General features: G+C 48.8%; 5 protein-coding genes and 2 pseudogenes. All 7 read right to left on the bottom strand.

The features are described from left to right. Positions 1-94: 94 nt before the first annotated feature. The 7 genes and pseudogenes from ACTHSP_RS17885 to ACTHSP_RS17855 all read right to left on the bottom strand — a co-directional run bounded on the left by ACTHSP_RS17885 (position 95) and on the right by ACTHSP_RS17855 (position 4,365). Positions 95-1,075: a pyrroline-5-carboxylate reductase gene (locus ACTHSP_RS17885; protein WP_440346579.1), complete on the bottom strand. Its 981-nt coding sequence runs from the start codon at positions 1,073-1,075 to the stop codon at positions 95-97. Positions 1,076-1,107: 32 nt separating this feature from the next. Further along, entirely contained in the window at positions 1,108-1,554 is a 447-nt protein-coding gene (locus ACTHSP_RS17880; protein WP_314513230.1) for a tetratricopeptide repeat protein, read from the bottom strand. A gap of 69 nt (positions 1,555-1,623) precedes the next feature. Continuing rightward, positions 1,624-2,556, bottom strand: a complete 933-nt coding sequence (locus ACTHSP_RS17875) for a LysR family transcriptional regulator (RefSeq protein WP_314513228.1) — start codon at positions 2,554-2,556, stop codon at positions 1,624-1,626. Between the two features lie 90 nt (positions 2,557-2,646). Then, positions 2,647-2,994, bottom strand: a complete 348-nt coding sequence (locus ACTHSP_RS17870; RefSeq protein ID WP_440346578.1) for a helix-turn-helix domain-containing protein — start codon at positions 2,992-2,994, stop codon at positions 2,647-2,649. 100 nt (positions 2,995-3,094) lie between these two features. Next, positions 3,095-3,625, bottom strand: coding sequence for a DUF302 domain-containing protein (locus ACTHSP_RS17865; RefSeq protein ID WP_232086611.1), 531 nt, complete (start codon positions 3,623-3,625; stop codon positions 3,095-3,097). 211 nt (positions 3,626-3,836) lie between these two features. Beyond that, positions 3,837-4,011, bottom strand: a pseudogene (locus tag ACTHSP_RS17860) (RNA methyltransferase substrate-binding domain-containing protein); the annotation flags it as partial. 109 nt (positions 4,012-4,120) lie between these two features. After that, a pseudogene (locus ACTHSP_RS17855) lies at positions 4,121-4,365 on the bottom strand (AzlD family protein). Between the last annotated feature and the right edge of the window lie 504 nt (positions 4,366-4,869).

Raw genomic sequence — 4,869 nt, 5'->3', positions numbered from 1 at the left:
TGATTGGAGGAGAAAACAGCTGAAAACCCTTGTTTGGATTTCGGCTGTTGGAAGGAAAGGAATTTTGCAAAGGTCTCCGCTTGTATTTTTTAAATTATTTTCCTTTCTTCTGACGCATCAACCAATCACGGGCAGGTTCGAGTAAATAGGCGTAATCAAATGAGTACATATGCTCTGCACCTTTGTGGGTTGAGTTTTCCGGAATTACGGTATTTGGTGCGAAACGGATGAAGTTAATACGTTTACCTTGGGCAAGCATTTGTTGGACTTTTGCGTCTTGTTCGGTCTGCGGTAATTTGGCAGAGAACTCAGTTTCGGCGTAGCTGACTTTATCTTGTTTCAGCATTTTTCCAACTTGAGCCATGCCTGCAGAGGCTTTTGAATCACCTGCTGAAACGGTATAAATAAATTTCGCTTTCTCCAATGGTTTTAAAACATTGATATCCCATTGACTGCCAACAAACATAGACGCCGCAAAGAAGTTAGGCTCGATACTATTTAGGTAGAATGAAATCATACCGCCCATGGATTGACCCGTGGTATAAACACGATTGGCATCAATCGCTTTTTCGGCGATCAGATTTTTGACAAGGCGTAAGGTCATGGGGACTTCTTCAGTTGTTTCCCATTTATCATTGACTGCCGTTTCGGTGTAAGACGGTACAAGGACAAAGGCTGGGTATTTCGCCTGCGCTTCATCGGTTGCCCAGATGATGCCGCCGTAGCCTTGCATTAGTGGGGCTTTTACGCCTTTTCCTGTTGTGCTGGCATCTGCGATAAACATGACTAACGGATATTTGCGACCCGGCTCAAGATTTTTCGGGGTGTACAGGTTGTACTGCATTTCTTTGCCTGTTTTGGGATCTTTAAACGTTAACACTTCAAAACGTGGTGCAATTTGTTCACGCAAGGCAAGCAAGCGACTATCGTAGGATTTATCCGCGCCGCCGTATTGTTTGTCCCAAGCTGTATTTTGCATGTTTTGAGTCGTCACTGCTTTTTCAGTCGCATTTGAGGTGGCGTTGCAAGCGGCAAGCAACAAGCTTGCGGCAATCATCGTTACGGTTTTCTTCATCGTGGAAACTCCTTAAATTTTGTGAGAAATCGTCAATGTGTTTTGATGCCTAAACGGTTTAAAGCATCAATGGCAGGTTGGGAAATATGGTCGCCTCGTTTAGCAGACTCTTGATACCAATGCACGGCTTTGGTCATGTTTTTTGCCGTGCCGATGCCGTTTTCGTAGCAATGACCGAGCCAGTATTGCCCGGTGATGTCGCCCGCTTCGGTCGCTTGCATGAAGTAGGCAAAAGCAGTTTTCGCATTCTTGGCGACACCTTCGCCGTTTAGATACATCAGTCCCAGATAACGCGGCGCTTTCATATGCCCAGCCTGTTGAGCTTGCTCAAAGTAGGACATTGCATGTTGGTAATCCTGTTTTTGATACAAGGCGATGCCTTCGTCCAACAGGGCTTTCGCCTGCTCATTATGTTGCGGAACGGTGGAACAGGCGGCGAGAAGGGTTGTAGCGACGAGCGCGGATAGTTTGGATTTCATAAATCACTCCCTAACATGTATCGCGAATTGAAATAATAGTACAAAGTTTCGTTAAAGTGCGGTCAGATTTCAAGGCTTTTTATTTATCTCTTCACCAAAACAACGCATTAAGCAATCCAATACGGTGCGTACTTTTGCTGATTGGGTGCGATGTGCGGTGGTGGCATAAAGGGTGCGGGTGGGAAGCGTGTGTTCAGGTAATACAACGCTTAGCTGACCATTTTCTATCAAAGGTGCAACATCGCCAGAAAGCAACACCGCTATTCCCATACCGGCACAGGCATATTCGCGTGCGACCAGTGAAGAATCTGGGCAATCGGTGCGATTTTCGGGTAGCGTTTCAGGTAGCCCTAAACACTTCAATGCGTGCAGCAGGACATTGCTATTGTGATTGAGCCAGTCGGCATTGAGTAAATCTTGTGGCTGGGCAATGGGGTATTCGCGCAGATAGTCTGGAGAAGCACAAATCAAGGTTTGCCATTGTGCCAACGGGCGCGCGATGCTGTCGGGATCGTCAGGATGTAAAACAACGCGGATAGCGATATCGGTATCGTTTTGTAAATCCACCAAGCGGTTGTTTTCATTGAGTATTAAACGAATTTTTGGGTAGCGATGGCGTAAGGTTTGCACGGTGCGTTTCATCGGTTCAACCGCGCTATAACCGGTCGGTAGGCTGATGCGGACTTCGCCTTCTGGTTCGGTTTGCAAAATGCCCATTTCGCGCTCAACGGCATCGTGCCAGTCGGTTAATTGACGGGCGTATTGTTGCAACTGCCGCCCTTCTGCCGTCGGTGTGAGGCTGCGTGTGGTGCGGTTAAGTAATTTGACGCCGTAATGATTTTCCAGCTTGCGAATGGCTTGACTGATTGCGCTGGCGGTCATGCCCAAATGCGGCGCGGCGGCATTCATACTGCCGTATTGCAGCACGGTGGCAAAAATATAGATAAGTTTAAATTTTATGCCGCCGGTAGGTTTCGACGAGGAGGGCTTTGTCGGCTTCATCGGGGTCGGGTTGGTCTTGATGGTGGTAGTAAAAGCTGCTTTTGGGCAGGTGTGCGATGTGCAGCAGGTATTTGAGCGGGTGTTGCGCCCTCAGTGTTTGGACGGTTTGGCTTTATCCTTTTCAGTCCGCTTTTGGCTGAGGGCTTTTAACTCCTTTAGGTAGGCATTTGCGCGCATATAGCACAACTCTTCGATAAGCTCTGCCTGTGTTTTTTCGTGGTCGGGTTTGTCGGCAATGAAGGGGTTTTTGCGGTGGTCAGTCATGGTTTTGGATTGGGGATGTTCGAGTGCGCCGATGCCGCCTTCTTGATAGGCGCGTATCCATCGTCGCAGGTGAGTTCGGGAGATGCCGTAATGATCTGCGGTACGCTGTTGGCTGCGTATATGCAGGTAGTGGAGTACGGCTTGGTATTTGAAGTGTAATGTATATTTGCTCATAAAAAAACTGCGCCTTGTGAGTTGGAGGGGATGTCCAACTTTTGGGGTGCAGTTCAGGGTTTGCTCAGATTTTCAGACGACCTTCGGATTTGGGCGAACCTTATTCCGTTACCGTTTTACGGATGAGCTTTTCCGCATTGGCGAGTGTGTTTTCCACTTCGGCGAACTCTATTTTGCTGCCCGACACCAGCGCGCGCGTATCGTTGAATACGACTTGGACTGCGCCGTCGGCTTCGGTAACGAGGACGCGCAACGGCAGTTGCAGGGCGAAGGCGGGGTCTTTTTGCATCAGCGGCGTGCCGGCTTTGGGCGTGCCGAAAACGATGACTTTCGCGGGCTGCATGTCCAAACCACTTTGTCGCGCTGCGGCTTGGTGGTCGATGACGGCGAACACGGTCATGCCTTTTTCTTTAACGACGGTTTCCAAACGGCGGACGGTATCGTCGAAGCTGTATTTGCTGATAGCGGTATGGGTTTGATTCATGGCTGAACTTTGTCGGGAATCGGTTTGTCGGGCGGCATCGCCGCTATGTGAAGCGCAGGCGGCTTTAGCAGCGGGCGCGGCATAAGATACGGCTGCAGGAAGGACGAGTGCGGCGGCAGTCAGCGCAGCAGTCAGTAATTTTTTCATGGTTGTTTCTCCAAACGGTTGAACAAAGACATCAATCTAAACGGTTCGGCGGCAAAAAGCAATGCCCGTCAGCAAAAGGGTCGTCTGAAACAGGAGTGGTTTTCAGACGACCCTTTGAGACAAAATCAACGCTGCGCGTCAACCGCTTCCAAAGTGCGCAGGGCGTAAGTGTAGGCTGCGCCTGCGTTCAGGGCGATAGCGGTTGCCAGCGCGCCGGCGATGGCAAAGTGTACGCGCACGTTTTCGTTTGCCGCTTTCTCCAACACGTCGCGCGTGCGGGCATCGTTTTTGCCTTCTTGGACGTAGAGTTCGGTAATAGATTTCGGGTTTTACCACAGGCGGGCGTTGACGGCGTAGAAGCCGTAGATGAGTCTTTGGTTTGCCATGATTTTGCTTTATAAAAAATTTCAGACGACATTATAACAAGATAAGGTCGTCTGAAAACAAGTGTAACCGGTATCACGAAAACGCAGCCGCCTACCGCATCAAATACCCCTACAGCCCAGAACTGCCGACGCCGATCAACACGGTAACCAACATGGAAAACCTGCTTGCGGCAAGCACGGTCAGTGCAATGCAATCAATTCGTGCGGTTTGTTGGACACGAAATAAGGCGCGATGACGTAAATCAACACGCAACCCGGCGCAGCTTCCATCACGATTTGTGCGCGGCGGCTTAAGGTACGGTTGCGCAAGGCGAAAAAACCAATAAGGCGAGTGAAATACGTTACCGCCAGCATGCCGGCAAACAGCAGGAACGACTACCAAGAGAGCAAATCCTTCATTCTTTCCCCCTGATAGCGCAAGCGTTCTCGCTTGTGCCATTACAATCTATTGTGGTTTCGGAGTTAGCAAAATCCCGAGGCAAGCTCACGAATAAAGTTTACCGGAAAAGTGATATTTGGCGATAAAGTGATTACCTGTTTAAGTTCTTCATTTTCTTCTAATGACAAAAAAGTGCGGTCATAAAATCAAAAGGATTCTGAACGTTGGCTTTGCCAACGGCTCCCCAGATAGTCCCCCCTTCTGACGCGTAGTTTTATCTATCTAAAAAATAAGCAAATTGAAGTTATTCATGAAAATAGTAAAAATCTGAATCAAACGAAATTGATTTTCAGGCACGCGTTAGGAAACGCGCGCTATCGTGGGGAAGGTAAAATTCGCAGTCCGAGACCTTTGCAAAATTCCTTTCCTTCCAACAGCCGAAATCCAAACAAGGGTTTTCAGCTGTTTTCTCCTCCAAT

The organism is Neisseria sp. P0001.S005 (assembly GCF_051963715.1).
This window is presented reverse-complemented; position numbering and strand designations above follow the sequence as displayed.

What these genes read in the sequence shown, in the direction of transcription:
- ACTHSP_RS17885 (WP_440346579.1), bottom strand. Translation starts at nt 1,075, where the DNA reads ATGAAGAAAACCGTAACGATGATTGCCGCAAGCTTGTTGCTTGCCGCT.
- ACTHSP_RS17870 (WP_440346578.1), bottom strand. Translation starts at nt 2,994, where the DNA reads ATGAGCAAATATACATTACACTTCAAATACCAAGCCGTACTCCACTAC.
- ACTHSP_RS17880 (WP_314513230.1), bottom strand. Translation starts at nt 1,554, where the DNA reads ATGAAATCCAAACTATCCGCGCTCGTCGCTACAACCCTTCTCGCCGCC.
- ACTHSP_RS17875 (WP_314513228.1), bottom strand. Translation starts at nt 2,556, where the DNA reads ATGAAGCCGACAAAGCCCTCCTCGTCGAAACCTACCGGCGGCATAAAA.
- ACTHSP_RS17865 (WP_232086611.1), bottom strand. Translation starts at nt 3,625, where the DNA reads ATGAAAAAATTACTGACTGCTGCGCTGACTGCCGCCGCACTCGTCCTT.